This window comes from Variovorax glacialis (assembly GCF_051216375.1).
GTDB lineage: Bacteria > Pseudomonadota > Gammaproteobacteria > Burkholderiales > Burkholderiaceae_C > Variovorax.
Genome location: NZ_JBPJZT010000002.1, coordinates 689339 through 715593 on the forward strand (window position 1 = coordinate 689339; position 26255 = coordinate 715593).

A 26255-nucleotide genomic window follows, 5' to 3' on the forward strand; every position below is an offset into this window, starting at 1 on the left:
GAGGGTTGCGGACTGGACTCGGCTCAGCCGTAGGCCAGCAGCTTGTTGGCCGACTGGGCGTTCGTGTCGGCAGTCGTGATGGCCTTCATCTGCATCTCGAAGCTGCGGCCGTTGGCGATCATGGCGACCATGGCTTCGACGGGATTGACGTTGCTGCCTTCGATCACGCCGGCGGCGACGGTCACGGCCGGATCGGCCTCTGGGGGTGCAAGGCCTTCGCGCATGCGGAAGAGGCCGTCGTCGCCGCGCACGAGATTGGCGGCGTCGGGGTTGACGAGCTTGAGCTTCCCGACCGTGGACACGCCGGTCGCAGGGTCGCCCTGCCCGCGCGCCGCGATGGTGCCGTCGGAGGCGATCGTGACCGTGGACCCGGGCGGGATCACGAGCGGGCCCGCGTCGCCGACGACGGGCCGCGCGCCCATGGTCATCACCTGTCCGTCCGCACCGACCTGGAGGTTGCCGACGCGCGTGTAGGCTTCACCGCCGCCAGGAACCTGCACCACCAGCCAGCCGTCACCGTGCACCGCGACGTCGAGTTCGCGGCCGGTTTCCGTCAGCGGCCCGGCCTTGAAATCGGCACCGGGCGTGGTGGCGGCCACGAAGGCGCGCGTCGGCGACGCGTCGCCCACCACGGGCACCGCGCGGAAGCTGTTGATCTGCGCGCGGAAACCCGGCGTCGAGACGTTCGCCATGTTGTTGGCGACCGAGGCCTGCTGCTCCATGGCCTGCTTGGCGCCGCTCATGGCGACATACAACATTCGATCCACTGGTTGCTCCTGGAAATTGAGGACGACGTGCGTTCAGTCGCGACGGTCAGCGGATGTTCATCAGCGTCTGCATGACCTGGTCCTGCGTCTTCACCGTCTGCGCATTCGCCTGGTAGTTGCGCTGCGCGACGATGAGGTTGACGAGTTCGGAGGTCAGGTCGACGTTCGACGACTCCAGCGCGCCCTGCTCGAGCGAGCCGAGCTTGGTGCCCTCGCCCGGCGTGCCGGTGAGTGCCTGGCCGGAGGCCAGCGTCTCGGCATACATGTTCTCGCCCTTGGGCTCCAAGCCGTTGGGGTTGGCGAAGGACGACAGCACGATCTGGCCCAGGAGCTGGGTCTGTTCGTTCGAGAACTTGCCGGTGATGGTGCCGTCGGCGTTGATCGAATAGGAGGTCAGCTCGCCGGAGGTGTAGCCGTCCTGGTCGAGCTTGGACATGCCGTTGGCCTTGCCGAACTGCGTCGTGCCAGAGAGGTCGACGGTCATGTTGCCCGCGGCCGCGCCGGTGGTGTACGTCTGCGTCGGCAGGGTCAGCAGGCCGCCCGTGGGGGCCGTCAGGTTGCCGTTGGTGTCGAAGGTCGCCGTCGTGAGCTTGGCGCCGGCATTCATCACGGTGCCGTCCATGGTGCCGTAGACGTCCCACGTGTTGGCGGTGGGCGACTTCACGAAGTACACGGCGAGGTCGTGCGGGTTGCCCAGCGAGTCGTAGACCGGGCCGATGGCGTTCGAGTAGTTGAAGGTGTCGGAGTCGGTCGCGTTGAAGGGCGTCTTGGTCGGCGCCGCGTTGCGCGAGTCGAGGTTGAACTCGGACTTGACGCTGGTGGTGGCCTTCGGCGTCATGGGCGTGGTCGGGATCTGGATCGCCGTCGGCGTGCCGCCGCTGATGCCGCCGCTGGCGTTGACACCGTAGCCCGTGAGGCGCAGCCCCGAGGCGTTGATGATGTAGCCGTCCTTGTCCTTGGTGAACTGGCCATTGCGCGAGTACATGACTTCGCCGCTGGCGCTGGTCATGCGGTAGAAGCCGTCGCCGTTGAGGATGGCGACGTCGAGCGGACGGCTGCTGGTCTGCGTCACGCCCTGCGTGAAGTTCTGCACCACGCCCGACACCGACGCGCCGAGGCCGACGCGCGAACCGGCGTACACGTCCTGGAAGGTCGCCGCGGCGGACTTGAAGCCGACGGTGCCGGAGTTGGCGATGTTGTTGCCGATGACGTCGAGGTTCGCGGCGGCCACGCCGAGCCCGCTGATGCCTTGGGAAAAACTCATGATGGGATCCTTGTCTTCAATGCGATGAAAGAACGGCCCGCAACGCCTGCGCCGGGGCCGGAGGAGAACTCGTCGGGAGGTCAGATGTACATGCGGACATCGGAGAGGCCGATGCTCTTGCCGTTCGCCAGTTCGAGCGTGACGCCGGTCGCGCCCTGCTTGACCGCGGCCACTTGCGCGAAGGTGAGCGAAGTCGCTTCCACCGCGGCGCTGCCGTTGGCGGCGGCGACCTTGAACTGGTAGGCACCCGCCGGCACCACGTTGCCGGCGTCGTCCTTGCCGTCCCAGGTCACCGCGTTGATGCCTTCGGTCATCGCGCCGCCATCGATGGTGCGCACGGTCTTGCCGGTGGCGTCGACGATCTTGATCTCGACGTTGGCGGCCGAGCCCGGCAACTGCACCGCGAAGGCCTGCACGGCGGGATCCTTGCCGTCTTCCGGCTTGGTCGTGTTGAGCGTTTCGCCGGGCGACAGCACGTTGTAGCCAATGAGCGATGCCGCCTGCAGCACCTGGTTCGAGCCGGTCTGGCTCACCAGGCCCGAGAGCGTGGCGTTCAGTTTCTCGATGCCGCTCACCGTGCTCATCTGCGCGAGCTGCGAGGTGAGTTCCGCGTTCTCCATCGGATTGAGCGGGTCCTGGTTGTTGAGCTGCGTCACCAGCAGCTTGAGAAAGCGCTGTTCGCTGTCGGAGTTGGAGACGCTGGCGGAGCTCGCCGCTGCGCTGGCAGCGTTCGATCCGGTGATGGAGGAGGTATCTGCGATGGCCATGAAGGGCTTTCGTGTGGGAGGTTTACTGGCCGACGGTCAGCGTCTTGAGCATCAGCGTCTTGGCGGTGTTGAGCACCTCGACGTTGGCCTGGTAGCTGCGCGAGGCGGAAATCATGTTGGTCATCTCTTCGACCACGTTGACGTTGGGCATCGCGACATAGCCGTCGGCATTGGCGTGCGGGCTCTTGGGGTCGAAGACCATCCGGCCGGGCGACTGGTCTTCCGTCACGCTGGAGACCTTGACGCCGCCGATGTCCTGCTGGCCCGAGGCCGCGACTTCGAAGACGACCTGCTTGGCGCGGTAGGGCTGGCCATCCGGACCGGCGACGCTCTCGGCGTTCGCGAGGTTGCTGGCGGTCACGTTCATGCGCTGCGATTGCGCGCTCATGGCGGAACCCGCCACGCTGAAGATGTTCATGGAGGAACTGGGGAAGGGCATGCGCGTCTCCTGGCGATTACTGCTGGACCGCCGACAGCAGCGTCTTGATCTTGGCGCCGAGGACCGTGAGGTTCGACTCGTAGCGCAAGGCGTTGTCGGCGAAGTTGATGCGTTCGGCATCCATCTCGACCGTGTTCCCGTCAATGCTGGATTGGCTCGGCACGCGATAGAGCAGGTCCTGGTCGGGCATCGACTTCGATTCGCCCACGAGGTGGCGCGACGAGGTCGTGGCCATCGCGAAGGACTGCGACTGCCGTCCCTGCTCCACGGCCTGGGTCAGCCGGCTGCTGAAATCGAAGTCGCGGGCCTTGTAGTTGGGCGTGTCGGCGTGGGCGATGTTGGCCGCCAGCACTTCCTGGCGCTGGGCCCGGAGATTGAGTGCTTCGCGGTTGAAGCGAAGCGCTGCATCCAGCTTGTCGATCATGGTGTTCCATCATTGGTGGCATCGCTTCCGCACGGGGCATGGCGACTGATGGAAAGCGAGTCTATGCACGCGTCGCTTTTGCAATGGGTCGAACAAAGGGGGTTTTCTCCAGCACTTCGCACCTTCGTTTGGACGCATGCCTTCCTAGAATCGACCGCGATGGAACACCGCAAACACTGGAGGCGCCTCGCGCGCATGGTCCTGCCGACGCTGATGGCGGGCATCGGCGCGACTGCAGCCGCCGCCGGCGCGCCGCTGCCGGATGCGGCGCGTTCCGCGATCGACAGGTTCCTGCAGGCCCAGACCGCGGGCCTGCCGGGCAAGGTGACTTTCAGCGTCACGACTTCCGGATCGGGCGCCCTTCCCCCCTGCGATGACTTCGAGGCCTTCATGCCGACCGGCGCCACGCCCTGGGGCCGCGTGTCCATCGGCCTGCGGTGCCGGGGCGAGAAGCCATGGACGCGATTCGTGCCGGCGCACGTCGCCGTGGAAGGCCGCTATTACGTGGCCGCGCGCGCGATCGAGGCGGGGCAGTCCCTGGGCGCCGCGGACGTCACCGAGCGCACGGGCGACCTCAGCGGGCTGCCGCGCTCCGTCGTGACCGATGCGTCGGCGCTCAACGGCGTGGTGACCGCCAACCGGATCGCCGCCGGTGCGCCGATTCGCAAGGAACTGATACGCGGCGTGGTCGTGATCCAGCAAGGCCAGTTGGTGCAACTCGTCGCGCAGGGACAAGGTTTCGTCGTGAGTACCGAAGGCAAGGCCATGACGCGGGCCGAGGTCGGCGCCGCGGTGCAGGCGAAGACCCGCGACGGCCGGCTGTTGACCGGCATCGCCGGCGAAGACGGGCAGATCCGGCTGGCCCAGTAGCCGGAATCCGCAATTTGTGAGATATAGAGCCTAAAGATCCTGCTTGCCCCGCCGATATACGGGTCAGCCCTTTGAGGAACCATCTTGAAAATCGATCAACCCGCCCCCTCGGCCACGCCCCTCCCCCGCACCCCCAAGGCGGGCACCGCCGCCCCTGCTTCCGGCACCGAAGCCGCGGAACGCGCGAAGGAGGCGGCCACAGTGTCCGGCCAAGTCCATGCCCTGCCCGCCGCGCCCGGCGGCGGCGATTTCGATGCGGCCCGCGTCGCGGCGATCCGCGAGGACATCCGCGCCGGCCGCTACCAGGTCAACCCCGAACGCATTGCCAGCGGCCTGCTGGACAGCGTGCGCAACCTGCTCGACGCTAAGAAGAATCCATGAACACCATGCTGCTCTACCTCCACGCGGAGAAGTCCTGCGTCGAGGAATTCCTCGCTGTCCTGGAAGCCGAAGAGCAGGCCATGTCGAACGGCCGTTTCGGCGAACTCGCGTCGATCTCCGAACAGAAGGTCGAGCTGCTGGATCGCATCGCCGAACTCGACCGCCAGCGGGAAACCGCGCAGGCCGCCCTCGGCTTCGAACCCGGCCCGGCCGGTGCGGATGCCGCAGCCGCTGCCGCCGGCGAAGCGACGCGCCAGGCCTGGACCTCGCTGCTCGAACTGGCCGAACGCGCCCGCGCGCACAACCTGCGCAACGGGTCGATCGTCTATACGCACCTCGATTTCACGCAGAAAGCGCTGCACTTCCTGCAATCCAGCGTCCAGCTCTTCTACGGCCGGGACGGGATCCGCAAGACCACCAGCAACGGCACCCGCCTCGCCATGGGCTGATCGCCCCGGCGGGCGCCGGACGCGCCCGTTGGCCCGTCCTGGAACCTACTTCGCCTGCCTGTTCGGATTGAGCAGGTACTTCTCGCCCGTGGCGGCCTTCGCGTACACCGCGATCGCGTCCAGCCCCAGCGCCTCGACGAGCGACACCTCCCGCGTGTAGTGGCTCGCAAAGGTGGTCTTGAGCTCCGCCGCGACGCGTGCCTGGAGCTTTTGCATCCCCTCGGCGCCGATCTTTTGCAGGAAGGGGAACAGCAGCCATCCCCCCATGCCCCACGCCATGCCGAAACCGCGCGTGAATTCCGTGGGGCTGCGATCGAGACCGCCGTAGATATAGACCTGCTTGTGGACCGCCGAGCCATAGCGGCTGTACTCGGTGGCGGTCCGGTTGATGGCCGCTTCCATGCCGTTGAGGATCTGCCCGGCCAGCTTGCCGCCGCCGATCGCGTCGAAGGCCAGCGTGGCGCCGGTGGCGTCCAGCGCATCGGTCAGCTCCTGCATGAAGGTCGGCGATGTGGCGTTGCACACGTATTTGGCGCCGAGCCCGCGCAGGATGTCTTCCTGCTCCTTCTTGCGAACGATGTTGACGAGGCCGATGCCGTCCTTCATGCAGATGCGGTTGAGCATCTGGCCGAGGTTCGACGCGGCCGCCGTGTGCACCAGCGCCTTGTGGCCCTCGCGCCGCATCGTCTCGACCATGCCGAGCGCCGTGAGCGGATTGACAAAGGCGGACGCGCCTTCGGCCGGGGTCGTGCCTTCGGGCAGCGGCATGCACTGGCCGGCGTCGATGCACCGGTACTGCGTGTACATTGCGCCGCCGATCATCGCGACGGTCTTGCCGACGAGCGCCTGTGCCGCAGGCGATGTCCCCGCCGCCACCACGACGCCGGCGCCCTCGTTGCCGACCTGCATCGACTGGTCCAGGCGCGCGGCCATGCTCTTCATTCCCAGTTCCGGGACGCTCGCGGTCACGACGGGTCGGGCGGGCGTGCCGGAGACCTTGGCGGTCCGGACGTCCGCTGCGCCGAACAGCAGGCCGAGGTCCGAGGGGTTCATCGGCGCGGCTTCGACACGAACGACGACTTGGTTCGCGGCGGGTTGGGGAATCGGCTCTTCCTGCAGCGACAGTTCGAGTTCGCCGCTGCTTCTGATGAGGGTGCGGATCTGGAGGGTGGTGGCGGGCAGGGTCATGAGGGTCTCCGGGGCTGGGGGCGGCCAGTATAGGAGTGGGTGATCAGACCTGCCCGGCGCGCTCCTGGAGCAGCAGCGCATTCGCCGCGGCGGATGCCCTGAAGGCTTCGCTGATGCGCTTGTCGCCGGAGACGCGACGCCAGAACAGCGTGGCGGCTTCGCATGCCACGGCCCAGACCTCGCGCTGCGACGGCAAGGGCAACAGCGGCTCGAAGGTGCGTGGCGGAACCTCGCCACCCGGCAACGGCGCGTAGAGCATCGGCACCATGTCGTAGATCGGCGCCAGTGCCAACTCGCGCTGCGGCCTGAAACTGAGGTTGCCCAGGTGCATGTCGGTGTTGGCGATCAACCTGCCGAACCACCAGAGGCGCTGGATGCGGGCCTCGTCGTCCGCCGGCAGCAGCCCGGCACGGACGAGCCGGGCCGCGATCCGGGTCCAGTCCATCGAGCTGTCGCCGATCAATGCGGCATTGGCGGTTTCGAGACTGCAGAGACGGCTCCTGCCAAAGAGGCCGTGACGGTCGAAACGCTCCACCTCCAGGAAGGTCCGGCCAGCGTGCGTGACGATGCGGCTTCTGGCGCTCTCGATGCCTGGCAAGGTCGCCGCACATTCCAGGGCCAGATGCTCGGCCACCAGCAGGTCGGCCCAGCGCCGGACCGCTGGCGATCCGTCCGCGCCCGAGAACTTGACGATCACATGGGGCGTCGCCTGCGCGTCCAGGGTCCGGAGCGCCGCGAACTTGGGGAACTCGCCGCCGGCACTGGATCCCGGCACGCCTGCGGCAATCGCCTGTTCAGCCAGTTCCGCATACGCGGGCCCGACCTTCGATCCGGGCAGCGGCTCGGGCGATGTCACCTTGGCTTGCAGCCAGCGCTCGTAGGCAGGGTCGCCGAGGATCAGGCTGCCGCTCACATCCCAGCCGCTGCGGCTGAGCACGAACAGGATGTCGTCGTCCGACCACTCGCCCGGATCGGCGGGCACGGCGAGCTGCCGGTGCTCCGCCCGCGCGAACTGCCGGCCCATGTAGCCTTGAGGCCGCATGTCGTAGAGCGGGTAAGGCAATCCGTCCCACCAGCCATCTCGCGACGCGTCGTCGACCGGCCAGCCGGCCTCGGCGATGGGCATCAGGGTGCCTTGCGGCGACACCGGCGTGAGGTGGCTGGCGAGTTCGGCTCGACCTTGAGCGTCGACTTCATACAGCGGCAGGTCCGCCGCGCTGCCTCGCAGTGGGCGGCGCAGTGCGTAGCGAGCGCGGCGGGCCTTGCCGCTGCTGACGAGATCGTCATCGAGCTCCGCCAGCAGGCGATGCACGGTCGCCACGCTGACGCCGACCGCTTCGGCAAGCTCGGCGGCACTGGACCTGGGCTGGCGGTTGAGCACCGCCCCCAGTTGGTCGCGCGCGGCTTGATTGCGGGTTCGCATCTCTTTTATGAGAAGATTAATGAGAAGATACTTCCCATTCTCTCACAGGGAGATGAAGTAAAAACGCTATCTATTTTGAGAAGATTCAGGGACAGGTAGGCCGGAACACTCAGGGCGCCAGATCAGCCGCCCCGGCATCCGGAAACGCCAGCACCCGGTCGATCCGCTTGCCATCCAGTTCGACAACCTCGAAGCACCAGCCCGCGCAGTCGATGCGCTCCCCGGCCTCGGGCAACTGGCCGGACACGAACATCAGCAAGCCCGCCACGGTGTTGTAGCGGCCGCGATCCTCGTCCGGAAGCTCGCGGATGCCGAGCCGGGCCCGCAGTTCGGAAACGGGCATCAGCCCATCCAGTTCCCACACGCCGTCGGGCCGTTCGCGCGCCCAGGCCTCGGCATGCGTGGCGACCTGGAGTTCGCCGGTGATCGCCTCAAGCAGGTCGCGCGGCGTCATCAGCCCCTGCACCACGCCGTATTCGTCGACCACGAACACCAGCCGGCCGGCGCGGGAGCGGAACTGTTCGAGCAGTTCCATGCCGGTGAGCGTCTCGGGGACGAACACGGCGGGCTGCGCGGCCTGCTCGGCGGTGCCCTCATGGTCGGGCCCCAGCCTGAGCAGTTGCGCGACGCTCACCACGCCGACCACGTCGTCGAGCGAGTTGCGGCACACGGGGTACCAGGAATGGACGAGGTTGAGCGCACCCGCCTCCGACACCTTCTTCAGGCTCTGGGCAATGCTGTCGGAGGCTTCGAGCCACTCGATGTCGGCGCGCGGCACCATCAGCGAGGTGAGTCGACGGTCGTCGAGGTGGAACACGTTGCGCACCATCTGGTGCTCGTGCATCTCGATCACGCCCGCATCGACACCCTCCTCCAGGCTGGCGGAGATTTCCTCCTCGGTCACCACGCGCGCCGCGTTCGAATCGATTCGCAGCAGCTTGAGGACCATGGCCGTCGCACCCGCGAGCAGCAACACGAAGGGCTTGGCCGCGGTGGCAAGGCCGCGCATGGGCCGTGCGACATAGCGCGCGACCGGTTCAGGGTAGAGCTGGCCGATCCGCTTGGGCACCAGCTCGCCGAAGATGATCGTGAAGAAGGTGATGCAGGTCACCACCACCGCGGTGGAAGCGACACTGGCCGTGCCCGCGCCCATGCCCACGGATTGCATCCAGACCGACAAAGGCTCCGCGAACGCCGCCTCGCCCACGATGCCGCTCAGCATCCCGATGGACGTGATCCCGATCTGGACGCTCGAGAGGAACTGCGTCGGATCCTCCATCAGCTTGAGCGCCGCCGCGGCGCCCGCATCCCCCGTTTCGGCCAGCGCGGCGAGGCGCGCGCGACGGCTGGTGGAGAGGGCCATTTCGGACATTGCGAACAACGCGTTGAGCGTCGTCAGCAAAGCCAGGAGGAGAACATCCATGAACGCGGGAGAGAATGGGGATCATGGCACTTTACTTGATCGGTGACGTGCAGGGCTGCGACGCGCCCCTGCAGCGCCTTCTCGACGACATCGCCTTCTCGCCCAGTCGCGACACGCTGGTCGTGCTCGGCGATCTGGTCAATCGCGGCCCCGCGTCGGCGGACGTCCTGCGCCGCATGCAAGGCCTGGGCGCCTCGGCACGCAGCCTGCTCGGCAACCACGATCTGCATTTGCTCGGCATCGCGCACGGCGCGCGCAAGGCAGGGCGCAAGGACTCGCTCGTCGGCATCCTCGAAGCGCCCGACCGCGAGGCGATGCTCGACTGGCTGCGCCACCAGCACATGGCCCTTCACCAGACGATGGGCGGGGGTGACCTCCTGATGGTGCACGCGGGCGTGCTGCCGCAATGGAGCATTGGCGACACGCTGTCGTTCGCGTCGGAAGTCGAATCGGTGTTGCGCGGCCCGTCGCTGTCCGCTTTCCTGCAGACGATGTACGGCAACGAACCCGCCCAATGGAACGATGCGCTGACCGGCAGCGCGCGCTTGCGCGTCATCGTGAACGCGTTGACGCGGCTGCGCTTCTGCACGAAGGACGGCGTGATGGAATTCGAAACCAAGGACGGCTCCGGCGCCGCACCGAAAGGCCACATGCCGTGGTTCGACGTACCCGGCCGCAAGACAAGATCTGCCGCGGTCGCCTTCGGCCACTGGTCAACGCTCGGCTGGGTCTCACGCCCCGACCTGATCTCGACCGACACAGGTTGCGTATGGGGCGGCTGCCTGAGCGCCGTCAGGATGGGCGCGACGCCGCAGGAGCGGGAGTTAATCCAGGTCAAATGCCCGCAGGCACAAAAACCAGGCTAATCGCACCGCCCCAACGAAGCCCTTCCAGAAATACCGCGGAACCGGCTCCGCCGGGCCGCCGGTGTTGCCCCCTGAAAGGGGGTGGAGAGCGACACGAAGTGCGCGAGCCTGGGGGTCAGCTAGATTTAAACAGCGCAGGCACCTTGCGCTTCGTCTTGATGTTGCTCGAAATGCCACGTGCTGGCGCCGCCTTGGCCGCGGCCTCCCAGGCGGGCGCCGCCTCGCGTTCCGGCGCTTCGTAAGGCTGCTCGAAGAAGGGATCGCGTGGCGCCGCGGGCGCGCGATGCGGACGGCCACCGCCCCGCACCGGACGTGCCTCGCTGCGCTCGCGGGGACGGTCCAGCGTGTCGAGCACATCGCGTGCATCGCCCGCCTCGCCCTCTTCGCGCCAATGGCGGCGACCATCGTTGATGCGGCCACGAGGGCGGTCTTCCTCGAACTCGATCGCTTCGAGCTCGATCTTGTTCTTGATCAGCTTCTCGATGTCGGCCACCAGGCGCACATCGTTGCCGCCGCTGGCAAAGCTCACCGCGAGTCCCGAAGCGCCGGCACGGCCGGTGCGGCCGATCCGGTGGACGTAGTCCTCGGCGTTGAACGGGATGTCGAAGTTGAAGACGGCCGGCACGTCCTTGATGTCGAGCCCGCGCGCAGCGACATCGGTCGCGACCAGCAGGTCGACTTCACCGGCCTTGAAGGCGGCGAGCGCCTTGAGCCGCTCGTCCTGGCTCTTGTCGCCGTGCAGCGCGGTGGTCTTGAGACCTTCGCGTTCGAGCGAACGCGCAAGACGCGCGCAACCCAGCTTGCTGTTGACGAAAACGAAGGCCTGCGTGATGCCGCGCTGGCGAATGATCTGCTTGAGCGCACGGCGCTTGTCGTCGTCGCTCACGCTGTAGAAGCGCTGCTCGACCGTGGAAGCCGTTTCGTTCGGCCGGGCCACTTCGATCGTGACCGGGTTCTGCAGGTAGCTGCCGGCCAGTCGCTTGATTTCAGGGGAGAAGGTCGCCGAGAACAGCAGCGTGGTCCGCTGCTTGGGCAGGTAGGAAAGGATGCGCTGCAGGTCGGGCAAGAAGCCGATGTCGAGCATGCGGTCGGCCTCGTCGAGCACCACGTACTCGACCTGGTTGAGCACCGCGTTCTTGGCCTCGATGTGGTCGAGCAGGCGCCCGGGCGTCGCGACCAGGACCTCGACGCCCTTCTTGAGCTCGAGCGTCTGCGGCTTCATGTCGATGCCGCCGAAGACCACCGTGCTGCGCAGGCTGGTGTACTTCGCGTAGAGCTTCACCTGCTGGGCGACCTGGTCGGCCAGTTCCCGCGTCGGCAGCAGGACCAGGGCGCGCACCGGATGGCGTGCGGGCGAGGTCGAACTGTTCTCGTGCTTGAGCATGCGCTGCAGCAGCGGCAGGGAGAAAGCGGCCGTCTTGCCGGTGCCGGTTTGCGCCGCACCCATCACGTCCTGGCCCGCCAGGACCACGGGAATGGCCTGTTCCTGGATGGGCGTCATGGTCTCGTAGCCCATTTCGGCTACGGCACGCGCCAGCGGTTCGGCCAGGGAAAGATTGGAGAAGGAGCTTGTCATTAACCGGCTATTGTCGCATTTTGGGCTCGCCCCCAGGCTTTGCGCACTACGTGTCGCGTCGCCCCCCCCTACCGGGGGCAACACCGGCGGCCCGGCAAAGCCGGTTCCGCGGTGTTTCCGATCTCCACTTGTTGACCCTGCTCGCTATAGGCTCTTGGAGGCGAAGGTGTCGCAGTCCTGGAGATTTCCGGACTTGTAGCCGGTGCCGAACCAGCGTTGGCGTTGGGCGCTGGAGCCGTGAGTGAAGCTGTCGGGGACGACGGCGCGGCCGGCGGAGCGTTGGAGGGCGTCGTCGCCGATCTTCTGGGCGGCGTTCATGGCGGCTTCGATGTCGCCGGGGTCGAGCCACTGCTTGGATTCCTGCGAATGGTGGGCCCAGACGCCTGCGAGGCAGTCGGCCTGCAATTCGACGCGGACGCTCAGGGCATTGTTCTGGGTCTGGCTGAGACGGCCGCGGGCCTGGTCGACCTTGTCGGTGATGCCGAGTTCGTCCTGCACGTGGTGGCCTATCTCGTGCGCGATGACGTAGGCCTGCGCGAAGACGCCGGGCGCACCGAGCTGGTTCCTGAGGGTGTCGTAGAAGGCGAGGTCGATGTAGACCTTCTTGTCGCCGGGGCAGTAGAACGGGCCCATGGCGGACTGGCCGGTGCCGCAGGCTGTGGGCGTCGCGCCCCGGAAGAGCACCAGCTTCGGCGGCGTGTAGGTCTCGCCGTGCTGGCGGAAGATGTCGCTCCAGACGACCTCGGTGTTCTTCAGGACCGTCGAGACGAAGGCCGCATCCTTGTCATTGGGCGGTGGTTTGTGCGCAGGTGCCTGCTGGACTTGCGGGGCCGGCTCGCCGCCGCTCAGCAGGCCCAGGACGGTCAGCGGATTGATGCCGAAGATCCAGCCGGCGATCAGCGCCACGGCCACGGTGCCGATGCCGACGCTGCGCCCGCCGATCGGAAAGCCGCCGCCTCCACCGCCACCATCCCGGCGATCCTCGACGTTGTCTGATTGATCGTTGCCTTCCCATCTCATGACGCTCTCCTTGCCGCCTTCCGGGCGGCGCTCGCAGGATGGTACGCGCTCAGCGGGAAACCACGTATCCAACGTTCATCACGCCGTCGCTGGCTCGGGGCCGGGGCGCCGCGGCGCTCTTTTCGGCGGCCGTCGCAGCGAGCGTTGCCCGCTCCTGCGCATAGTGGGCCTGGGCTTTCTGCACCTGAGACTGCGTCACGATGACCATGGCCACGACCTGCACCAGCACGACGCCGACAAGCGTCGCTAGCAGCAGCAGCCGGTAGGGGTGCATCTCGCGCAAGCTCTGAAAAATCGACATGTTCTCGCTCCTGTAACCACGCTCCCTGCGTGGGATGGAACGAGATCCTGCCGATCGCCAGCACGTCGAAACCGACGCCATGGCCGCCAGACGCTGTAGGACCGCGCCGGAGGCCAGCCGCAGGTTTTGGGAAGACGCTCAGGCCTTGGGGAGCGTCACGCCGCGCTGTCCCTGGTACTTGCCGCCGCGGTCCTTGTAGCTCGTCTCGCAGACTTCATCGCTTTCGAAGAACAGGACCTGGGCGCAGCCCTCACCGGCGTAGATCTTGGCGGGCAGCGGCGTCGTGTTGCTGAATTCCAGCGTGACGTAGCCTTCCCACTCGGGCTCGAAGGGCGTGACGTTGACGATGATCCCGCAGCGGGCATAGGTGCTCTTGCCCAGGCAGATGGTCAGCACGTTGCGCGGGATGCGGAAATACTCGACCGTGCGGGCCAGCGCGAAGCTGTTGGGCGGGATGATGCAGCTGTCGCCATGGAAGTCGACGAAGCTCTTCTCGTCGAAGTTCTTCGGGTCGACCACCGTGCTGTGGATGTTGGTGAAGACCTTGAACTCGGGCGCGCAGCGGATGTCGTAGCCGTAGCTCGAGGTGCCGTAGCTGATGATGCGGTGGCCGTCCTGCTCACGGATCTGCCCGGGCTCGAAGGGCTCGATCATCCCGCTCTTCTCGGCCATGCGCCGGATCCACTTGTCGCTCTTGATGCTCATGTCAGGTCCTTCCTCGGGGCCGCTATTCTAGGCAGCCGCCGCCCTGCCCTCGGCCGCTTAACCGACCAGGGCCTGCGAAATGACCGTGCGCTCGATCAGCCGGTCGTCACCCAGCACGATCATCGCGAACAGCAGTTCCTCGAGGTTGTTCGCCAGCGCGGTCTTGCGGGCGAGCAGCGGCGTCGCCTTCGGGTCGATGACCACGAAGTCCGCCTCGCAACCCGGTTGCAGGTTGCCGATGACCCCTTCGAGCCCCAGCGCCCGGGCCGCACCGCCCGTGTGATGCCACCAGAGCTGCGACGGCGGGATGCTGACGCCGGGCTTAGTCTGCCCTTCCCGCCCCGCGTAGTACGCGGCCAGCATGGTCGCGAAGGGGCTGAAGCTCGTGCCGCCGCCGACGTCGCTGGCCAGTCCGTAGCGGTAGCCGATGCGGTCCGCGCCCTCGAAGTCGAAGAAGCCGCTGCCCAGGAACAGGTTGCTGGTCGGGCTGACGGCGGTGGCGGTCTTCGTCTCGCGCATCAACCGGCGGTCGTCGTCGTCGAAGTGGATGCAGTGCGCGTAGACCGCGCGTTCGCGCATCAGGCCAAAGCCCGCATAGACGTCGAGGTACGAGCGCGCCTGCGGAAACAGCTCGCGCGCCCACTTCACTTCGTCCTTGTTCTCGGCGACGTGCGAGTGAATCCACGTGTCGGGGTACTTCGCCGCCAGTTCGCCCGCGCCTTGCAGTTGCGCGTCGGTGCTCGTCGGCGCAAAGCGCGGGGTGATGGCATAGCCCAGGCGGTCGACGTTGTGCCACTGGCGGATCAGCGATTCGGTATCGATCAGGCTTTGTTCAGTTTGATCGCGTACACCGTCGGGCGAATGACGATCCTGCAACACCTTGCCCGTGATCATGCGCAGCTGCCGGCGGCGCGCCGCCTCGAAGAAGGCCTGCACGGATTGCGGATGCGAGGTCGCGAAGGTGAGCGAGGTCGTGACGCCGTTGCGCAGCAGTTCGTCGAAGAACACCTCGGCCACTTCCGCCGAATGCGCGGGATCGGCGAACTGGCTCTCGGCCGGAAATGTGTAGTTCTCGAGCCAGGGCAACAGGCCGTCCGCCGGCGCGCCGATGATGTCGGTCTGCGGGAAGTGGATGTGCATGTCGACGAAGCCCGGCGCCAGGATCCGACCCGGACAGTGCGTCACCGCCACATCCGTATGGCGGGCCGCGACGCTGGCGAAATCGCCGGCATCCTGGACGCGCTGCCGCCCGGTCGCATCGGGGCCGACGACCAGCAGGCCGTCTTCATCGAAGACCGGCTGGCCGGCGGTGTCGAAACGCAAGAGGGAGGCGCGGTACGCTTTCATGGGCACGGAGGGTAAGGCAGCCATGCCGGTATGCAATGTGCTTGCTCGTATGGACGCTATATGGCGACAGCGCTGCCGGCGCAGCAGATCGTACTTCCGGGCGGCCCCGGCGGTCGAAGATAATCCGGCGAATTACTACAGGAAAAGCAATGACTACACGTGACGCCGCGAAGAGCGCCGAGTGCAGATGAAAGTGCTTCTGATAGCGAACTATGAGCCCGACGGCCAAACCAGCATGCTCGCCTTCAAGCGCGTCCTGGAGCGCGAGCTTCCCGCGACGGGCTGCGAGTTGCGGGTGATCTCCCCGCCGAAGCGCGTGCTTCGGGTGCCCACTTCTTCCCGCTGGTGGAAATGGCTGGGCTACGTCGACAAGTTCATCCTGTTCATCCCCTCGCTCGCCGCCCAGGTGCGCTGGGCGGACGTCGTCCATGTCGCCGACCACTCGAATGGCATGTACATCCCCCGGGTGACGGGCAAGCCCAATGTCATCACCTGCCACGACGTGATCGCGGTGCAGGCCGCCAAGGGCCTGGTGGACGGCTGGAACGTCGGATGGACCGGCAGGCTGTTCCAGCGGCTGATCGTCAAGGGCATGGCCCGGGCCGACCTCATCGCCTGCGTGTCGGACATGACGAAGCGTGAAGTGCTGACCATGGGTTTCGCGGACGAGCACAAGGTCACGACCGTGCTCAACGGCCTGAACGACCAGTTCGCGCCCGTGGCGCCGGAGGAGGCGCAGCGCCTGCTGGAACGACTCGGGGTTTCGGTGAAGGACAAGTACCTGCTCCACGTGGGCTGGGATCTCGACCGCAAGAATCGCCGGGGCGTGGTCGAAGCCTTCATCGCACTGCAGGAACGCGCGGCGGCGGCCGGCACGGCGCCGGTGGTGGACCGGCTGTTGTTCGTGGGACCTGACGTCGCGCCCGAGTCGATGAAGCTGGCCCAGGAGCGCGGCTTCGCCGACAGGATCGGGACGGTGCACAAGATCTCGCACGATGAACTGCGCGCGATCTACTCCAGCGCGACGGCATTGCTCTTCCCGTCGCTCCAGGAAGGCTTCGGCTGGCCGATCATCGAGGCGCAGGCCTGCGGCTGCCCGGTGTTCACCTCCGACCTCCCGCCCATGAACGAAATCGGCGGCGCGGCGGCTGTGTACGTCGACCCCTGCGACCCGGATGCCATGGCCGCCGCGATCGAAGAGGCCGCGCCCCGGCTGGCCGAGATGCGCCGTCTAGGGATAGAGAACGCATCGCACTACACCTCGACGCAGATGGCGGTGAACTACAAGGCCGTCTACGATCGAGCGATCCGGGAGCGCCAGGCGGCCCCTTCATGAAGAAGCTTCTGGCGCTGGGCGTCGTGTTCCTCCCCTGGTCGCTGAAGCGATGGGTACTGCGGCGCTTCTGGGGCTACCAGATCGCGGACGGGGCGCGCATCGGCCTGTCCTACATCTTCCCGGGTGAGTTGGTCATGGGCGAAGACGCGTACATCGGCCACTTCAATGTCGCGATCCATCTCGGCAAGCTGGATTGCGGCGCCCACTCGGTGATCGACCGCTCCAACTGGATCACGGGCCATCCGCCCAAGGGCGCGCATTTCACGCACCGCACGCAGCGCGAGCCGGTGCTTATCGTCGGCGAACATGCGGCCATCACCAAGTCGCACATCATCGACTGCACGGACAGGATCGAGATCGGCGCGTTCACCACCATCGCGGGCTATCACTCCCAACTGATCACGCACGGAATCAACGTGGTCGAGGGGCGCCAGGACTGCAAGCCGATCCGCATCGGGGCCTACTGCCTCGTCGGGACGCGCGTCACGGTGCTCGGCGGCGCCGCGCTGCCGGACCGTTCGTTGCTGGGCGCGGGCTCGGTACTGAACAAGGCGCACACCGAGGAATGCGCGGTATACGCCGGCCAGCCAGCAGTAAAGGTCAAGTCTGTAGCCCCCGAAGCTGCGTATTTCCAACGCAAACGCGGCTTCGTCCATTGAAGCCACGGCTGCCACGGAACCGGCTTCGCCGGGCCGTAGGCAGCGCCCCCTGCAAGGGGGTGGAGAGCGACACGAAGTGCGCGAGCCTGGGGGTGAGCACCAGCTAGTGCGCCTTTCCTTGCACGCCTTCGACTAGCCAGTTCATGTTGAGGATCTGCTCGTCACTAAGGCTCTGGCCCTTCGCAATGACGACGCGGCCTTCGTTGTCGCGCACATCCGCGATGGCCTGAAAGGGCTTCACCTTGCCGGCCGCGATGTCCTGCTGCCGCGCCTGCACCTCGGCCTGCACGGCCTTCGGCACCTTCGGGCCGAAATCGCCGACGCGGATCATGCCTTCCTTGACGCCGCCCCAGACGTTGCCGCTCTTCCAGGTGCCGTCAAGCACCGCGCGGGCGCGCTCGGTGTAGTAGCCGCCCCATTGGTGGGTGACGGCGACGATCTGCGCGTCGGGCGCGACCTTTCGCATGTCCGAGTGGTAGGCCACCGCCATCTTGCCGCGCTCCTGCGCCGCGGCCATCACCGCGGTCGAGCCGGTGTGGAAGGCGATCACGTCGACGTCCTGGTTGAACAGCGCCATCGCCGCATCGCGTTCCTTCGGTGGATCGAACCAGACGTCGAGCCACACCACCTTGACCTGCGCCTTCGGATTGACCGAGCGCATGCCCAGCGTGAACGCATTGATGCCCTGCAGCACCTCGGGGATCGGGAAGCCCGCGACATAGCCGGCGACGTTCGTCTTGGTCATGCGTCCGGCTGCGACGCCGGCGAGGTAGCGCCCTTCGTAGTAGCGCGCATTCGCGGTCGCGACATTGGGTGCGGTCTTGTAGCCGGTGATCGATTCGAACTTCACGTCCGGGAAGTCCCGTGCGACCTTCATGGTGGGTTCCATGTAGCCGAAGCTCGGCGTGAAGATGAGCTTGTTGCCCTGCTGCGCGAGGTCGCGGATCACGCGCTCCGCGTCGGCGCCTTCGGAGACGTTTTCGACATAGGTGGTCTTTACCTTGCCGGCGAGCGCGGCCTCGACGGCCTTGCGGCCCTCTTCGTGCTGGCGCACCCAGCCGGCATCGGTGATGGGCGCGACATACACGAAGCCGATCTTCAGTGGATCGGCCTTCGGCGCGGTCTGGGAAAAAGCTGGAAGGAAAAAACAGGCGGCCGCGAGCGCGGCTGCGAGGTTTTTATACATGGTAGTCCTCTACATGGCCCCGGAATGAAAACCGGCGCTGCGGGGCAGCAGCGCCGGGCGGGCATTTTACCCGGGCGCCGGAGAGGCCCTCGCATGTCACTTCTCGTTGCGCAATCGCCGGCGTCGCTTCACGGCGATGTCACGTTGGCTGCCTAGCCTCAGCCCTCCGACAACTGGAGGAGTCTCCCCATGCATGAAGTGGTTCCGACCGTGCGCGCGACTTGCGCATTGACCCTGGCCCTGGCGCTCGCCGCCTGTGGTGGCGGCAGCGGCAGCGCGACGCCGACGAGCCTCGCGGCGCCCACGTCGCCCGCGGCTGCCGCGAGCAGCCAGAAGCCCGATGCCGCGACGTCGACCGCGGCGGCCGAGGCCAACGACAAGCCCTCCGTTCACTACGCCCCCTGAACGATTCAGCACGAGGACCAGAACCATGAACTCCCGCCGCAAATTCATCCAGGGCACCGCCACCACCGGCATCGCCGCCGCCACGCTCGCCGCATTCCCGCCGAGCATCCGCCGCGCTCTCGCCATTCCCGCACACAACGAAACGGGCACCATCCACGACGTCAAGCACGTCGTGATCCTGATGCAGGAGAACCGCTCCTTCGACCACTACTTCGGCACGCTGCGCGGCGTGCGCGGCTTCGGCGACCGCTTCACCATTCCGCTGCCGCAGGGCCGCAACGTCTGGCAGCAGCTCGACGCCAACGGACAGCCAGTGCTCCCCTTCTACCTGGACAGCAGCAAGGGCAACGCGCAACGCTTCAGCGGCACGCCGCACAGCTGGAACGACGGCCAGAACGCATGGGACGGCGGCCGCATCAACCAGTGGGCACGCTACAAGACCGTCGCATCCATGGGCTACTTCAAGGAAGCCGAACTGCCCTTCCAGTACGCGCTGGCCAACGCCTTCACGCTGTGCGACGGCTATCACTGCTCGATGCATACCGGCACCAACTCGAACCGCATGTTCCTGTGGACCGGCACCAACGGCCCGACCGCCGCCGGCGTGGCATCGTTGAACAACGAATGGGATTCGATCGATTCCTCCGCGCTCGGCTACGAATGGAAGACCTATCCGGAGCGCCTGCAGGAAGCCAGGGTGAGCTGGATCGTCTACCAGAACATGCCCGACAACTTCGGCGACAACCCGCTGGCGGGCTTCAAGCAGTACCGCAAGGCGAACGAACTTTCCGGCAAGCCGGTGAGCAACGACGCCCTCTCGCCCGCCTACGACCCGGCCAGCGACGACGTCGGCAACCCGCTCTACAAGGGCATCGCCAACACCATGCCCGGCGACTTCAACAATCCGCAGACCTACTTCGAGCGCTTCCGCCAGGACGTCAAGAGCGGCAAACTGCCCCAGGTGTCGTGGATCATCGCGCCGGCGACCTACTCGGAGCACCCCGGACCGTCCAGCCCCGTGCAGGGCGCCTGGTACATCCAGGAAACGCTCGATGCCCTCACCGCCGTGCCGGATGTGTGGAGCAAGACCGTGCTGCTGGTCAACTTCGACGAGAACGACGGTTACTTCGATCACTATCCCTCGCCCTCCGCGCCGTCCCTCAACGCGGACGGAACTCCTGCCGGCAAGACGACCTTGCCCGAGCGCGACGTCGCTTTCGAACGCTTCACGCACCCGAACCCGCCCGGCACCACCGGGCAGCCGCAGCCCGACGGCCGCGTGTACGGCCCCGGCGTGCGCGTGCCGATGTACGTGATCTCGCCGTGGAGCCGCGGCGGCTGGGTCAACTCGGAAGCCTTCGACCACACCTCCGTCATCCGCTTCCTGGAGAAGCGCTTCGGCGTGAAGGAGCCGAACATCGGCCGCTTCCGCCGCGCGGTCTGCGGCGACCTGACGAGCGCCTTCAACTTCGCCCGGCCGAACGACGAGGTCCTGCCCACGCTGGCCGGACGCAAGACGCGGGACCAGGCCGACCTGCTGCGCGCCGACCAGGAGAAGCTCGCACCGATCACGCCACCGGCCAATCCGCTGCTGCCGCAGCAGGCGACAGGCACGCGCCCGTCGCGCGCGTTGCCGTACGAACTGCACGTCAGCGCCAATACCGATGCGCGTCGCGGCACGGTCAAGCTCGTGTTCGCCAACACCGGCGACGCGGGCGCCGTGTTCCACGTCTACGACAAGCTCCACCTCGATCGCCTGCCGCGCCGCTACATGGTGGAACGCAACGAGAAGCTCGACGACACCTGGTCCGTGATGACCGACAACGCGGGCCTGTACGACCTCTGGGTGCTCGGCCCCAACGGCTTCCACCGCCATTTCAAGGGCGACCTGAACCGGCTGCGCGCGGGCGGTGCGCCCGATCCGGAATTGCGCGTGGGCTATGACGCGCGGCGCGGCGACCTGTATCTCAAGCTGCGCAACGACGGTGAGCGTGCATGCCGGTTCACGATCCAGGCCAAGGCCTATCGCAACGACGGCCCGTGGGACGTCCGGGTCAGGGGCGGCGGCGACGAAGAGAAGCACTGGGACCTCGACGCCAGCGGCCAGTGGTACGACTTCGCCGTCACCTGCGACTCCGACCCCACCTTCTACCGGCGCTTCGCCGGACGCGTGGAAACCGGCAGGCACTCGGTGAGCGATCCCGCCTTCGGCAAGCTGGACACCTGAGCCCCCGTCGGCACGGCGTTCAGACGAAGGCGTCGAACGCCGCGTCGAGCCGGTCGAGGTAGGCACGCTTCGCCGCCGCGTCGACGAAGCTGCCTTCGAAACTGTTCGCCGCGAGCTGCCACGCGTGCTGCGCCGTCAGGCCGGTGGCGGCGAAGGTCTCGATGAAGTTCTGATTCATGTAGCCGCCGAAGTAGGCCGGATCGTCCGAGTTGACCGTCGCCACCAGGCCCGCATCCAGCAGCTCGCGCAGGTTGTGTTGCCCGAGGTCCGGGAACACGCAGAGCTTGAGGTTGGACAGCGGGCACACGGTCAGCGGAATGCGGTCCTGCGCGAGGCGCTTCATCAGCGCGGCGTCCTTGGTGCTCTGCACGCCATGGTCGATGCGCTCGACCTTGAGCACGTCGAGCGCGCTCCACACAAAGGCCGGCGGGCCCTCCTCGCCCGCATGCGCAACCAGGTGAAAGCCGAGTTCGCGGCAGCGCGCGAACACGCGCGCGAACTTCTCGGGCGGATGGCCGAGCTCGCTCGAATCGAGTCCAACGCCGATGAAGCGGTCACGGAACGGCAGCGCCTGTTCGAGCGTGGCGAAGGCATCCTCCTCGCTCAGGTGGCGCAGGAAGCACAGGATCAGCGCCGCATCGACACCGAGCTTTTCCTTGGCGTCGACGCAGGCGCGGTGCAGGCCGTCGATCACGGTCTGCATCGCCACGCCGCGCTCGGTGTGCGTCTGCGGATCGAAGAACATCTCGGTGCGGATGACGTTGTCCGCCGCCGCGCGCTCCAGGTAGGCCCAGGCCATGTCGTAGAAGTCCTGCTCCTTCAGCAGCACACTGGCCCCGGCGTAGTAGATGTCCAGGAAGCTCTGCAGGTTGGTGAAGGCGTAGGCGCGGCGCAGGTCCTCGACGCTCGCATAGGGAATCGAAACGCCGTTGCGCTGCGCGAGCGCGAAGATCAGCTCGGGCTCCAGGGAGCCCTCGATGTGCATGTGCAGCTCGGCCTTGGGCATGGCGCGCAGCAGGTCGGGCAAGCGGTCGGCGGCGATGGATGGGACGGTGCGCGAGAAAGTGTTCATCAGAGGACTCCGAAGGTGATGCCGCGCGTCTTCAGATGGCGGCGATAGAGGGACGAAGCCTTGTCGGCCAAGGTGTGAAGCTCGGCGCGCAGGTCGAGTGGCAGACGCTTCGGGCTTTGCGATTCGAGCACCGGTTTGTCCTGTAGAAAGATCGTGTCCTGGAATGCGCGCACCGAGGCCTCGTCACGCGAGAAGTCCGAGGTCGCGAAGCGGAACCATACGCGGCAGCGCTCGTGCTCAACCGGACAGATGTAGAGCGCAATGGATTCACGGTAGTCGTCGATGCCGACGCTCGCGGCATCGGGCACTTTGATCAACACCGCGGTGTACGGACCAGTGACTTCGTAGGTGTATTCGACCTGCGCCGGAGTGGTGGAGTTGACCGTCGATCGCGGCTGCCACGCCTTGCAACCGGTGGCGAGAAGGCCGTTGGGCGTGGCTTCGACGCGGTAGTCATCAATGATTGCCATGTCGCGTGCGCCGAGCCAGTCTTCATGCACGAAGCCGAAGTGGGCCATGTCGAGGAAGTTCTCGATGAGGCGCGGCGCGCTGGTGTCGACGTCGTAAGGGCCGCAGTCGATCTTGCGCATGCTTGCATCAACTTCGGCGGCGAACACGGGCACCGGTGATTCCGCCTCGGCCGGCGCATCGATGCGCACCCATACAAGCCCGCCTGCATCACACGCCCCATAGGTTGTGGCGTGGTTCGATGCCGGCGGCACAAACGACGGCAGCGCCGGCACATGCACACATCGGCCACCGGCTTCGAATCGCCAGCCGTGATAGGGGCATTCGAGTTGCAGCGCGCCTGCGCATTGCACTACGCGCCCGAGCGACAGCTTCGCGCCGCGGTGTGGGCAACGATCCGCCCACGCGTGCACTTCGCCCGTGCCATCGCGCCACAGCACGAGGTCCTCGCCGAGCAGCCGCACGGCCACTGGCGCATTCGCGATGTCTTCGACGAGGGCGACCGGATGCCAGAGTTGTTTTTCGATCATCGTGAGCTTCGTTGCGCGTCAAGTGAAGGTCTGTCAAAGCGCGCTTATCGGATCCGATGGTATATGCTCCGCCCCGGATTTAAGAGGCAACAAGCCTTCCGAATCCTCGCCACTGTCACGGCGATCGATCAAGAGACTTTCAGGGAGAGAACAAGAATGTCCCACACGCTGAGCGTCAGCGGTGCGGCCGCGCCCGTCTTTCCGGGCAAGCCCGCATTAGAGCCCGTGCGCCTGTCAGGCCGAGAAGGCGTGAACCGCCTCCTCGAATATGAGCCGTTGCTCAAAACCCCGCTTGCCCTGAACCTCGGCGACCCGTTTCGCCGTCAGATCAGTGCGATTCGGTTTGATGCCTCCAAGCGGTTCATCCATGGCGTTGGCGGCGCGGGCGGCCCGATCTCAACCAGTGGCTGCACGAGTCGCCAGCCATGATCATCAGCCCGCCTTTCCTGCCTGAACAGACCGACAAGCCCGATGCCGAATGGGTCGACAAGGCCATGGCGCAGCCTGCTCAAAAAGCCGCCGAATCCAAGGCTCTCGAAGGCTCCTTCCCGCTGAGTGCCGCCCTCATGTGGCACGACGGCATCCACATCCAGGCACCCGGTGCCCCCGAGGGTGGCTATCTGCCCGTGCGCGCGATCGCCGATGGCAAGGTCATCTACGCCAAGGCCGGCCCCAAGCGCAACGACAAGCCCGACGACCCGCAGAACTACAGCCCTCATGGCGTGCAGTGGACCGACAACGGCATCGTCATCATCGAGCACGAAACCGAGATCGGCGCCAGCAACGACGCCGCGGCCAAGCCCACGAAGATCAAGTACTACAGCCTGTACATGCATCTGAGCGGCATCGCCAGGAACGCTCAGACCAAGGCGGCGTGGAAGGCCGGCGACCGCATCTACCGCAAGGACGAACTGGGCAGCCCCGGTCAGGTCTACAGCCACACCGGGCAGATCCACTTCGAGATCTGCTGCGACGAAGCCAACGCCGAGGCGATCATCGGACGCAAGCCGCGCTGGAGCGAGGTCGACCCAGAGGTTGCGCCTACCGCCGATGGCCGCACCGACAGCGTCTTCGGCGACATCCTCGTCTATCTGCCGAAGACGACGCCCATCAGCGCTGCCGAGCCTGTCAGCCACTTGCGTGCCGCCGGCGGTGCCGCACTCGGAACGGCGCAATGGGTCGCCATTCGCTATGACAAGGGTACGGCCTACCTGAGCAGCTACGACACCCTGGGAGCCCCCATCGGCATCGAAAGCTCGGACCCGGACTTCGAATACAAGCTGTACACCGAAGCCAACAAGCGCCACAAGAGTCTGGACAAGGCAACCCAAGCCAGCAGCAGCCCCAGCGGCTGGTACGAACTGCTGCGCTTCGGGCGCAACCTGGGACCTGATGCGCTGCCCGCCAACGCGGCGCACTGGCGCAAGATTCGCACCCCCGCCGGCGACGTGTGGGCCGACCTGAACGCGGAAGGCAGCCACAAGTTCAGCGATGCGGACTTCCTCGGTGTCAGGGGCTGGAACTGCTTCGACGACGACAGCAGTCCCAACGACCAGCGCTGCGATTCGGTGAACCTCAAAAGATGGGTGCGCGATCCAGACCCGGCCAATGCCGACCGCATGTCGCGCGAGGCGCTCGGCGGCCGGCTGGGAGAGGACAGCGTTCGCAAGAAGCTCCGCCGCGCGATCTGCAACTTCCCCAGCGAGTGGGAACAAGGCACTGTGGAAGCGCGCCATGAGTGGCTGCGTGATCCGGGCAACAAGTACGGCCTGGATGACGACCAGAACTGGCAGTGCTTCGCGGACCACTGCAAGTCAACGACCTTTGCGGACTTGCCGCCCGACTACGTGGCTGCGAAGTGGCGGTTTCATCCGGCCGAGTTCATTACGGTTTTGCGCCGGTGCGGATGGCTGAGCGAAGACGAGCTTCTGCAACTGCTGCCTAAACACGCGATGCGTAGCTCCCGGGGCACGACTTTATGGGAGGCGGTGCCCGATGCCAACGCCAACTTCAGGACCAATTCAGTGGCCCGTGACCACCGCCTACCTCTAAACCGAGCAATGCGAAAGTGGGGCATGACATCTCCCTTTCGAGCCGCCACATTCTTCGGCAGTTCAATACAAGAGACCATGTGGCTAGGTAGCCTCGCGGAATTCGGAGGAACCAAGCTTTGGTACGCACCGTGGCATGGTCGAGGCTTTCTCCAGTTGACTAATCCAGAGAATTACGTGGACTATTGGAGTTATCGCGGTCGCGTTATAGCGAAAAGCTTGCGTGCCGCGATAGTGAGTGCTTATCAGCGCATTGCTTCAACGCCTCCTGCATCACGCAGTAACTCCGGTCTGCAGGATATCAACTTTCCGGCATTGATTTCGGAAATTACAACCTGGCGTGCCGCAGTCCAAGGCGACCGACTCGCGGATCCCAAGGAAGCCCTTTTTGCACCATCGGACAGTGCCGGGTTCTACTGGGTGAAAAACCTCAAGTCAGAAGAAGCAGACCAACCGCACCTCCTCGAAAGAGTCGCAATTAAAACTAATGCAGGCAAAAAAATTTACTATCGTAGTCAGACTTTTTGGCGCGCCTCGGCCAGAGTAAATTTACCCGGCGCGGTCGCCCGGACCAATTACATCGGCATCAACGGCTTCGATGCCCGCTGCGTGGCTTATGGTTACGCATTGGCTGTGTTGAGTGAAAAAAATTTTCCAGATGACACTGGCCGAGAGACACTTTGGTTTCCAGAAGCACACTTCTTTAGACGACGAATTTCATGAGAAAGAATCTTCTTTCTAGATTGACTTACCAAGCACTATTAGTACTCGGCTCAATCGCATTTTCCAGCGCGGCCTGCGCCTATGAGCGCTGGGTCAATCGATCGACAATCATTGAGCCAAACAACTGCGCGATCAGAGCCCGAATTCCCGTCAATGCCGTCCTAGGAAATGGGTTTCGCATTGAAAATCCACACCGGCTAAGAACAAAAAACTACATCGAGCCGCTGGCATTCAATTTTGAGTGTCGGCCTAGCGATGATGAAGTCGTAAATTCTGGATGGGCGAAATATGAAGCAAAGGAAGGTTGGTGACTGTTTCAGATTTCACGGGAGAAGAAGAATTCAGACAAAAGAAGCTTTACTTTTGCTTGACTCATTTAGAGAAAGCA

At 65.6% G+C, this 26255-nt stretch carries 27 protein-coding genes; 11 read left to right on the forward strand and 16 right to left on the reverse strand.

Annotated elements, in window-relative coordinates; genetic code table 11:
• Nucleotides 1-23: 23 nt before the first annotated feature.
• The 5 genes from ACSFBL_RS07685 to flgB form a co-directional block, all read right to left on the reverse strand.
• Complete coding sequence (locus ACSFBL_RS07685) at nt 24-767, reverse strand: flagellar basal body rod protein FlgF (RefSeq protein ID WP_435515143.1); 744 nt, start codon at nt 765-767, stop codon at nt 24-26.
• A gap of 46 nt (nt 768-813) precedes the next feature.
• Complete coding sequence (flgE, locus tag ACSFBL_RS07690; protein ID WP_435515144.1) at nt 814-2031, reverse strand: flagellar hook protein FlgE; 1218 nt, start codon at nt 2029-2031, stop codon at nt 814-816.
• A gap of 80 nt (nt 2032-2111) precedes the next feature.
• A complete protein-coding gene (locus ACSFBL_RS07695; RefSeq protein WP_435515145.1) occupies nt 2112-2798 on the reverse strand; it encodes a flagellar hook assembly protein FlgD in 687 nt (228 codons plus the stop codon).
• A gap of 22 nt (nt 2799-2820) precedes the next feature.
• Nucleotides 2821-3216, reverse strand: a complete 396-nt coding sequence (gene flgC, locus ACSFBL_RS07700) for a flagellar basal body rod protein FlgC (protein WP_435515339.1) — start codon at nt 3214-3216, stop codon at nt 2821-2823.
• Nucleotides 3217-3253: 37 nt separating this feature from the next.
• Nucleotides 3254-3661 carry a flagellar basal body rod protein FlgB gene (gene flgB / locus ACSFBL_RS07705; RefSeq protein WP_435515146.1) on the reverse strand — a complete coding sequence of 136 codons (408 nt, stop codon included), beginning with the start codon at nt 3659-3661 and terminating at the stop codon, nt 3254-3256.
• 159 nt (nt 3662-3820) lie between these two features.
• Between flgB and flgA the strand changes: the two genes are divergently transcribed.
• From flgA to ACSFBL_RS07720, 3 genes are all read left to right on the forward strand, one after another.
• A complete protein-coding gene (gene flgA / locus ACSFBL_RS07710) occupies nt 3821-4531 on the forward strand; it encodes a flagellar basal body P-ring formation chaperone FlgA (protein WP_435515147.1) in 711 nt (236 codons plus the stop codon).
• 84 nt (nt 4532-4615) lie between these two features.
• A complete protein-coding gene (gene flgM, locus ACSFBL_RS07715; protein ID WP_435515148.1) occupies nt 4616-4912 on the forward strand; it encodes a flagellar biosynthesis anti-sigma factor FlgM in 297 nt (98 codons plus the stop codon).
• The gene (locus tag ACSFBL_RS07720) at nt 4909-5361 is read left to right on the forward strand and encodes a flagella synthesis protein FlgN (RefSeq protein WP_435515149.1); all 453 of its coding nucleotides are present in this window, start codon (nt 4909-4911) and stop codon (nt 5359-5361) included. Before flgM ends, ACSFBL_RS07720 begins: the two co-directional genes overlap by 4 nt.
• A gap of 45 nt (nt 5362-5406) precedes the next feature.
• Here ACSFBL_RS07720 and ACSFBL_RS07725 read toward each other — a convergent pair whose 3' ends face one another.
• The 3 genes from ACSFBL_RS07725 to ACSFBL_RS07735 form a co-directional block, all read right to left on the reverse strand.
• On the reverse strand, nt 5407-6549 hold the full coding sequence (locus tag ACSFBL_RS07725) for a zinc-binding dehydrogenase (protein WP_435515150.1): 1143 nt from the start codon (nt 6547-6549) through the stop codon (nt 5407-5409).
• A gap of 43 nt (nt 6550-6592) precedes the next feature.
• Nucleotides 6593-7972 (reverse strand): type II toxin-antitoxin system HipA family toxin YjjJ, encoded by a 1380-nt coding sequence (gene yjjJ, locus ACSFBL_RS07730; protein ID WP_435515151.1) that lies wholly within the window; start codon nt 7970-7972, stop codon nt 6593-6595.
• A gap of 109 nt (nt 7973-8081) precedes the next feature.
• Nucleotides 8082-9395, reverse strand: a complete 1314-nt coding sequence (locus ACSFBL_RS07735; protein WP_435515152.1) for a hemolysin family protein — start codon at nt 9393-9395, stop codon at nt 8082-8084.
• A gap of 23 nt (nt 9396-9418) precedes the next feature.
• Between ACSFBL_RS07735 and ACSFBL_RS07740 the strand changes: the two genes are divergently transcribed.
• Entirely contained in the window at nt 9419-10261 is an 843-nt protein-coding gene (locus ACSFBL_RS07740) for a symmetrical bis(5'-nucleosyl)-tetraphosphatase (RefSeq protein WP_435515153.1), read from the forward strand.
• A gap of 115 nt (nt 10262-10376) precedes the next feature.
• Here ACSFBL_RS07740 and ACSFBL_RS07745 read toward each other — a convergent pair whose 3' ends face one another.
• The 5 genes from ACSFBL_RS07745 to guaD all read right to left on the reverse strand — a co-directional run bounded on the left by ACSFBL_RS07745 (nt 10377) and on the right by guaD (nt 15210).
• Nucleotides 10377-11837 carry a DEAD/DEAH box helicase gene (locus tag ACSFBL_RS07745; protein WP_435515154.1) on the reverse strand — a complete coding sequence of 487 codons (1461 nt, stop codon included), beginning with the start codon at nt 11835-11837 and terminating at the stop codon, nt 10377-10379.
• Nucleotides 11838-11981: 144 nt separating this feature from the next.
• A complete protein-coding gene (gene ypfJ / locus ACSFBL_RS07750) occupies nt 11982-12857 on the reverse strand; it encodes a KPN_02809 family neutral zinc metallopeptidase (protein WP_435515155.1) in 876 nt (291 codons plus the stop codon).
• Nucleotides 12858-12906: 49 nt separating this feature from the next.
• The gene (locus tag ACSFBL_RS07755; RefSeq protein ID WP_435515156.1) at nt 12907-13158 is read right to left on the reverse strand and encodes a hypothetical protein; all 252 of its coding nucleotides are present in this window, start codon (nt 13156-13158) and stop codon (nt 12907-12909) included.
• Nucleotides 13159-13296: 138 nt separating this feature from the next.
• Nucleotides 13297-13863, reverse strand: coding sequence for a dCTP deaminase (gene dcd / locus ACSFBL_RS07760; protein WP_286603707.1), 567 nt, complete (start codon nt 13861-13863; stop codon nt 13297-13299).
• 57 nt (nt 13864-13920) lie between these two features.
• Nucleotides 13921-15210 (reverse strand): guanine deaminase, encoded by a 1290-nt coding sequence (guaD, locus tag ACSFBL_RS07765; RefSeq protein WP_435515340.1) that lies wholly within the window; start codon nt 15208-15210, stop codon nt 13921-13923.
• Nucleotides 15211-15397: 187 nt separating this feature from the next.
• Here guaD and ACSFBL_RS07770 point away from each other — a divergent pair, with 187 nt between their 5' ends.
• Entirely contained in the window at nt 15398-16546 is a 1149-nt protein-coding gene (locus ACSFBL_RS07770; protein WP_435515157.1) for a glycosyltransferase family 4 protein, read from the forward strand.
• Nucleotides 16543-17205: an acyltransferase gene (locus ACSFBL_RS07775; RefSeq protein WP_435515158.1), complete on the forward strand. Its 663-nt coding sequence runs from the start codon at nt 16543-16545 to the stop codon at nt 17203-17205. The genes ACSFBL_RS07770 and ACSFBL_RS07775 overlap by 4 nt, the downstream gene beginning before the upstream one ends.
• Before the next feature lie 103 nt (nt 17206-17308).
• Here the strand turns inward: ACSFBL_RS07775 and ACSFBL_RS07780 are convergent, their stop codons facing one another.
• Nucleotides 17309-18391, reverse strand: coding sequence for a BMP family ABC transporter substrate-binding protein (locus ACSFBL_RS07780; RefSeq protein ID WP_435515159.1), 1083 nt, complete (start codon nt 18389-18391; stop codon nt 17309-17311).
• Nucleotides 18392-18580: 189 nt separating this feature from the next.
• On the opposite strand from ACSFBL_RS07780, the gene ACSFBL_RS07785 reads away from it, so the two are divergent.
• Nucleotides 18581-18796 (forward strand): hypothetical protein, encoded by a 216-nt coding sequence (locus ACSFBL_RS07785; protein WP_435515160.1) that lies wholly within the window; start codon nt 18581-18583, stop codon nt 18794-18796.
• 25 nt (nt 18797-18821) lie between these two features.
• The gene (locus ACSFBL_RS07790) at nt 18822-21023 is read left to right on the forward strand and encodes a phosphocholine-specific phospholipase C (protein ID WP_435515161.1); all 2202 of its coding nucleotides are present in this window, start codon (nt 18822-18824) and stop codon (nt 21021-21023) included.
• 19 nt (nt 21024-21042) lie between these two features.
• Here ACSFBL_RS07790 and ACSFBL_RS07795 read toward each other — a convergent pair whose 3' ends face one another.
• On the reverse strand, nt 21043-22095 hold the full coding sequence (locus ACSFBL_RS07795; RefSeq protein ID WP_435515162.1) for an adenosine deaminase: 1053 nt from the start codon (nt 22093-22095) through the stop codon (nt 21043-21045).
• Complete coding sequence (locus tag ACSFBL_RS07800) at nt 22095-23093, reverse strand: aromatic ring-hydroxylating dioxygenase subunit alpha (protein WP_435515163.1); 999 nt, start codon at nt 23091-23093, stop codon at nt 22095-22097. The genes ACSFBL_RS07795 and ACSFBL_RS07800 overlap by 1 nt, the downstream gene beginning before the upstream one ends.
• Before the next feature lie 156 nt (nt 23094-23249).
• Between ACSFBL_RS07800 and ACSFBL_RS07805 the strand changes: the two genes are divergently transcribed.
• Genes ACSFBL_RS07805 through ACSFBL_RS07815 form a run of 3 tightly spaced genes read left to right on the forward strand, consistent with a single transcriptional unit; the run spans nt 23250 to nt 26178 of the window.
• Nucleotides 23250-23522, forward strand: a complete 273-nt coding sequence (locus ACSFBL_RS07805; RefSeq protein WP_435515164.1) for a hypothetical protein — start codon at nt 23250-23252, stop codon at nt 23520-23522.
• The gene (locus ACSFBL_RS07810; RefSeq protein ID WP_435515165.1) at nt 23519-25867 is read left to right on the forward strand and encodes a M23 family metallopeptidase; all 2349 of its coding nucleotides are present in this window, start codon (nt 23519-23521) and stop codon (nt 25865-25867) included. Before ACSFBL_RS07805 ends, ACSFBL_RS07810 begins: the two co-directional genes overlap by 4 nt.
• On the forward strand, nt 25864-26178 hold the full coding sequence (locus ACSFBL_RS07815; RefSeq protein WP_435515166.1) for a hypothetical protein: 315 nt from the start codon (nt 25864-25866) through the stop codon (nt 26176-26178). Before ACSFBL_RS07810 ends, ACSFBL_RS07815 begins: the two co-directional genes overlap by 4 nt.
• Nucleotides 26179-26255: the final 77 nt, after the last annotated feature.

Excerpts from the sequence above, each read along its gene's own strand:
- flgE (WP_435515144.1), bottom strand. The coding sequence starts at position 2,031 with ATGAGTTTTTCCCAAGGCATCAGCGGGCTCGGCGTGGCCGCCGCGAAC.
- ACSFBL_RS07695 (WP_435515145.1), bottom strand. The coding sequence starts at position 2,798 with ATGGCCATCGCAGATACCTCCTCCATCACCGGATCGAACGCTGCCAGC.
- flgC (WP_435515339.1), bottom strand. The coding sequence starts at position 3,216 with ATGAACATCTTCAGCGTGGCGGGTTCCGCCATGAGCGCGCAATCGCAG.
- flgB (WP_435515146.1), bottom strand. The coding sequence starts at position 3,661 with ATGATCGACAAGCTGGATGCAGCGCTTCGCTTCAACCGCGAAGCACTC.
- flgA (WP_435515147.1), top strand. The coding sequence starts at position 3,821 with ATGGAACACCGCAAACACTGGAGGCGCCTCGCGCGCATGGTCCTGCCG.
- ACSFBL_RS07720 (WP_435515149.1), top strand. The coding sequence starts at position 4,909 with ATGAACACCATGCTGCTCTACCTCCACGCGGAGAAGTCCTGCGTCGAG.
- ACSFBL_RS07725 (WP_435515150.1), bottom strand. The coding sequence starts at position 6,549 with ATGACCCTGCCCGCCACCACCCTCCAGATCCGCACCCTCATCAGAAGC.
- yjjJ (WP_435515151.1), bottom strand. The coding sequence starts at position 7,972 with ATGCGAACCCGCAATCAAGCCGCGCGCGACCAACTGGGGGCGGTGCTC.
- ACSFBL_RS07735 (WP_435515152.1), bottom strand. The coding sequence starts at position 9,395 with ATGGATGTTCTCCTCCTGGCTTTGCTGACGACGCTCAACGCGTTGTTC.
- ACSFBL_RS07740 (WP_435515153.1), top strand. The coding sequence starts at position 9,419 with ATGGCACTTTACTTGATCGGTGACGTGCAGGGCTGCGACGCGCCCCTG.
- ACSFBL_RS07745 (WP_435515154.1), bottom strand. The coding sequence starts at position 11,837 with ATGACAAGCTCCTTCTCCAATCTTTCCCTGGCCGAACCGCTGGCGCGT.
- ypfJ (WP_435515155.1), bottom strand. The coding sequence starts at position 12,857 with ATGAGATGGGAAGGCAACGATCAATCAGACAACGTCGAGGATCGCCGG.
- ACSFBL_RS07755 (WP_435515156.1), bottom strand. The coding sequence starts at position 13,158 with ATGTCGATTTTTCAGAGCTTGCGCGAGATGCACCCCTACCGGCTGCTG.
- dcd (WP_286603707.1), bottom strand. The coding sequence starts at position 13,863 with ATGAGCATCAAGAGCGACAAGTGGATCCGGCGCATGGCCGAGAAGAGC.
- guaD (WP_435515340.1), bottom strand. The coding sequence starts at position 15,210 with ATGAAAGCGTACCGCGCCTCCCTCTTGCGTTTCGACACCGCCGGCCAG.
- ACSFBL_RS07770 (WP_435515157.1), top strand. The coding sequence starts at position 15,398 with ATGAAAGTGCTTCTGATAGCGAACTATGAGCCCGACGGCCAAACCAGC.
- ACSFBL_RS07775 (WP_435515158.1), top strand. The coding sequence starts at position 16,543 with ATGAAGAAGCTTCTGGCGCTGGGCGTCGTGTTCCTCCCCTGGTCGCTG.
- ACSFBL_RS07780 (WP_435515159.1), bottom strand. The coding sequence starts at position 18,391 with ATGTATAAAAACCTCGCAGCCGCGCTCGCGGCCGCCTGTTTTTTCCTT.
- ACSFBL_RS07785 (WP_435515160.1), top strand. The coding sequence starts at position 18,581 with ATGCATGAAGTGGTTCCGACCGTGCGCGCGACTTGCGCATTGACCCTG.
- ACSFBL_RS07790 (WP_435515161.1), top strand. The coding sequence starts at position 18,822 with ATGAACTCCCGCCGCAAATTCATCCAGGGCACCGCCACCACCGGCATC.
- ACSFBL_RS07795 (WP_435515162.1), bottom strand. The coding sequence starts at position 22,095 with ATGAACACTTTCTCGCGCACCGTCCCATCCATCGCCGCCGACCGCTTG.
- ACSFBL_RS07800 (WP_435515163.1), bottom strand. The coding sequence starts at position 23,093 with ATGATCGAAAAACAACTCTGGCATCCGGTCGCCCTCGTCGAAGACATC.
- ACSFBL_RS07805 (WP_435515164.1), top strand. The coding sequence starts at position 23,250 with ATGTCCCACACGCTGAGCGTCAGCGGTGCGGCCGCGCCCGTCTTTCCG.
- ACSFBL_RS07810 (WP_435515165.1), top strand. The coding sequence starts at position 23,519 with ATGATCATCAGCCCGCCTTTCCTGCCTGAACAGACCGACAAGCCCGAT.
- ACSFBL_RS07815 (WP_435515166.1), top strand. The coding sequence starts at position 25,864 with ATGAGAAAGAATCTTCTTTCTAGATTGACTTACCAAGCACTATTAGTA.